This window comes from Aeromonas sp. HMWF014 (assembly GCF_963878295.1).
GTDB lineage: Bacteria > Pseudomonadota > Gammaproteobacteria > Enterobacterales > Aeromonadaceae > Aeromonas > Aeromonas popoffii.
On the sequence record NZ_CAWNYS010000028.1, the window covers coordinates 1 to 4,024 of the forward strand.

The window sequence follows — 4,024 nt, forward strand, 5'->3', positions numbered from 1 at the left end:
AAAAAAACAAATAAAAACAATGCCAGTCAGGCTTAACTGACTGGCATTAGCCATCAGGCCCTGTTTTTGTGGGGGAGGCATCAGGCCTCCATGGCGTCTTTCAGCTTCTTGAGTGCGTTTTTCTCAAGCTGGCGCACCCGCTCGGCAGAGACACCATAGGTGTCGGCCAGCTCCTGCAGAGTGGTCTTGCTGTCATCATCGAGCCAGCGGGCGCGGATGATGTGCTGACTACGCTCATCCAGAGTGGCAAGGGCCGAGCTCAGGCGACGGGTCGCATGGTCATCCCAGTTGTCATTCTCTATGGTGGCCGCCAGATCAGACGATTTGTCTTCCAGATAATGAACCGGGGCAAAGCCGCCTTCGTCTTCATCATCACCGACCAGATCGAACGCCTGATCGTAGTTGCTCATACGTGCTTCCATCTCGGTCACATCGGTCGGGGAAACGCCCAACTCGGCGGCGACGGCCTGCACTTCGTCATGGCTGAACCAGCCCAGACGCTTCTTGGATTTGCGCAGGTTGAAGAAGAGTTTGCGCTGAGCTTTGGTGGTCGCCACCTTGACCATGCGCCAGTTGCGCAGGACATATTCGTGGATCTCGGCCTTGATCCAGTGCACGGCGAAGGAGACAAGCCGTACCCCGACGGTCGGGTCGAAGCGCTTGACGGCCTTCATCAGGCCTATGTTGCCTTCCTGAACCAGATCAGCCTGGGGCAGACCGTAACCGGCATAACTCTTGGCGACGTGAACGACAAAACGCAGGTGCGACATGACCAGCTGACGGGCAGCCTCGAGATCACCACCCTGCTGCAAACGCTCAGCCAGCTCACGCTCTTCCTCTGCGGTCAGCACAGGAATCGAGTTAACTGCCTGGGTATAGCCTTCCAGACTACCTTGCGGAATCAGAGCCATAGTGCGTTGCAATGAAGTTCCCATGTTCTACCTCTTTCTTTTCAATCGAATCAGTCTAACACCCTGAGAGGGACTGTCTACTGACCGGACGCCATTCTGCGGCCTGTATCAAACATAGTGGGCATGTCTGAACCGAGTTTATCTTAGGCCGGCAGGATGAATCATGAATGAACAGTCAAAAAAAGGGGGTCACAATCAAGGACCCCCGAAAAGTAGCATGCTAAGTCCATTGTTGCGGAGCTCGCAACCTTCACATGCTTGCCAAGTCAGACGAGCAAGGCAGAGGGCCACACCCGTATAAGTTATTCAGCACTTGTAGACTGCTTATAAATCAGAAGGTTCGCAGGATCCAGAGAAGATCCCGAAGATCGGTTTCGTTCAGATTACCCTCAGAACGCTGTCCGTGCCAGAAACGGCCACTCTTTTACTTGATCCGTGTCTCAAAATCCAGCGCTTTAAAATGCTGATAAATTAATCAGGATGGTTCTATATCGCGAATGTGGCGATGGACCGAGAACCAGGAAGCGATCAACCCCAGTAGAGCACCAAGCAGAATCAGATTAATCCCATCCACCGCACCCATGCCGACTAGCCGGAAATGACTGTTGTAGAGCCCGGCCAGCTCCTTCACCACCCCCTCGCTCCAGATCACCATCACCTCGGTCAGCCACCAGGCCAACATGCCGCCGATGACCCCGAACCAGATGCCGGTATAAAGGAAGGGACGATGAATGAAGGCATCGGTCGCCCCCACCAGCTTGAGTACTTCGATCTCGGATCGCTGGTTAAGGATGTTCAGGCGCAGGGTATTACCGACGATCAGCAGCACGGCGGAGAGCAGCAGCACGGCGATACCTGTGATGGTGTGGCGCAGCAGGTTCATGATCCCCTGCAAGCGGGTCAGCCACTGCAGATCCAGCTTGCCCTGCTCGACGCCATCCTCGTTGTTCAGCTTGTTGAGCAGCTCGGCAGCCCCTTCCGGATTCTGCCAGCGGGGATCGGGAATAACGCTCAGCACAGGCGGCAGCGGGTTGCTGTCGAGGTAGTCAAGCGCGTCGCCGAAACCGGAGATCTCGCGAAACTCCTTGAGCGACTCATCCCGGCTCATGTAGGTGACGGATTCCACCTCGGGATAGAGCAGGATCCGCTGCTGCATGTCGAGAATGCTCTGCTCGGGCAGATCCTTGCGAAGATAGAGTGAGATCTGGGAGCTGGTCTGCCAACTCCCTTCCACCACCTCGGCGTTTTTCAGCAGCACGTGGAAGCAGGAGGGCAGCGCCAGGCTGACGCCAAGCACTGCCAGCGTCATCAGGGAGGCCAGCGGATTGCGCCACAGCTCGCCCAGACTGGAGAAGGCCTGACGGGCGTGGTCAACCCAGTACATCATGAACCGGCGCAGCGGCGGTTGTTTATGACGAACGATAGCCATCAGCGCTCCTCCCCTGCCGAATACATGCGTCCCGCCTTGAGGGTCAGCGTGCGATAGCGCATGCGAGCGATCAGCCCCAGATCGTGGGTGGCAATCAGCACGGAAACACCGAAGCGATTGAACTCCTCGAACAGCCGCATGATATCCATGGAGAGCTGGGGATCCAGGTTGCCGGTCGGTTCATCCGCCAGCAGCAGCGGTGGCTTGTTGACGATGGCACGAGCGATGCCGACCCGCTGTTGTTCACCACCGGAGAGCATGCGCGGCTGGTAACGCTCCTTGCCGAGCAACCCTACCTTGTCCAGCGCCGCGGCCACCCGTTTGTTGATATCGGCATGGCTGTAGCCGTCGATCACCAATGGCAGCGCCACGTTGTCGAATACGGTTCTGTCCATCAGCAGCCGGTGATCCTGAAAGATCATGCCGATCTGGCGGCGCACATAGGGGATCTCTCCCCGCTTGATATGACTGACGTCGTCGCCATGAAAGAAGACGCGACCATCGGTCGGTCGCTCCATCACGCTGATCAGTTTGAGGAGAGTGCTCTTGCCCGCCCCCGAGTGCCCGGTCAGGAAGGCCATCTCCCCCTTGCGCAGGTGAAAGCTGACCTTCTGCAACGCCTGATGGCCGCCGCTGTATACCTTGCTGACCTTATCGAAACGAATCATAACGGATCCCTGACATTGACAAGCCCCGACCTGAGTCGGGGCATGTGGCGCTTACCATCACGCCTGAGCTTACTCATCGCGACTGAACAGTGCCTCGATAAAGTCGTTGGCGACGAAGGGGCGCAGATCATCGATCCCCTCGCCCACCCCGATATAGCGGATCGGGATCTGGAACTTGTCGGCCACCGCGAAGATAACGCCGCCCTTGGCGGTCCCGTCCAGCTTGGTGAGAACTATGCCATCCAGCCCCACCGCCTCGCTGAACAGCTTGGCCTGGCTAAGGGCGTTCTGGCCCGTGCCCGCATCCAGAGTCAGCATGACCTGGTGGGGTGCCTCTTCATCCAGCTTCTTCATCACCCGCACCACCTTCTTGAGCTCTTCCATCAGATTGCTCTTGTTTTGCAGGCGACCAGCGGTGTCGGCGATCAGCACGTCGGCCCCGCGTGAGCGGGCGGCCTCGATGGCGTCATAAATGACGGAGGCGGAGTCGGCACCGGTATGCTGGGCGATCACGGGGATGTTGTTGCGCTGACCCCATACCTGCAGCTGCTCAACCGCAGCGGCACGGAAGGTATCGCCGGCAGCCAGCATGACGCTCTTGCCTTCGGCCTGGAACTGCTTGGCCAGCTTGCCGATGGTGGTGGTCTTGCCGACGCCGTTCACGCCGACCATCAGGATCACGTAAGGCTTCTTGCTGGTATCGATCACCAGCGGCTGCTCAACCTGAGCCAGCATAGCGCCCATGTCCTGCTTGAGCAGGCCGTAGAGCGCCTCGGCATCCTTGAGCTGTTTGCGATCCGCATGCTGCACCAGGCCATCTATGATGCGGCGTGTGGTATCGACGCCCAGATCGGCAGTCAGCAGCTGGGTCTCCAGCTCTTCAAACAGCTCATCGTCGATCTTCTTGCCACGGAACAGACCGAAGAAACCGGAGCCAATGTTCTCCTTGGTGCGCACCAGACTGCGTTTAAGGCGGGCAAAGAAACCCTCCCGCTGCGGCTTGTCCTGGGTATCAT

4 protein-coding genes are annotated in these 4,024 nt (G+C 58.0%); all 4 read right to left on the reverse strand.

What is annotated here, in order from left to right:
- Positions 1 to 80 precede the first annotated feature (80 nt).
- Entirely contained in the window at positions 81 to 935 is an 855-nt protein-coding gene (gene rpoH / locus AAC083_RS00915; RefSeq protein WP_042037999.1) for an RNA polymerase sigma factor RpoH, read from the reverse strand.
- Between the two features lie 451 nt (positions 936 to 1,386).
- Positions 1,387 to 2,340, reverse strand: coding sequence for a permease-like cell division protein FtsX (gene ftsX, locus AAC083_RS00920; RefSeq protein ID WP_042038000.1), 954 nt, complete (start codon positions 2,338 to 2,340; stop codon positions 1,387 to 1,389).
- Positions 2,340 to 3,008 carry a cell division ATP-binding protein FtsE gene (gene ftsE, locus AAC083_RS00925; RefSeq protein WP_042038003.1) on the reverse strand — a complete coding sequence of 223 codons (669 nt, stop codon included), beginning with the start codon at positions 3,006 to 3,008 and terminating at the stop codon, positions 2,340 to 2,342. The genes ftsX and ftsE overlap by 1 nt, the downstream gene beginning before the upstream one ends.
- A 69-nt stretch (positions 3,009 to 3,077) precedes the next feature.
- Positions 3,078 to 4,024, reverse strand: a 947-nt coding sequence (gene ftsY / locus AAC083_RS00930; protein ID WP_108537841.1) for a signal recognition particle-docking protein FtsY, incomplete at its 5' end; no start/stop codon positions are given.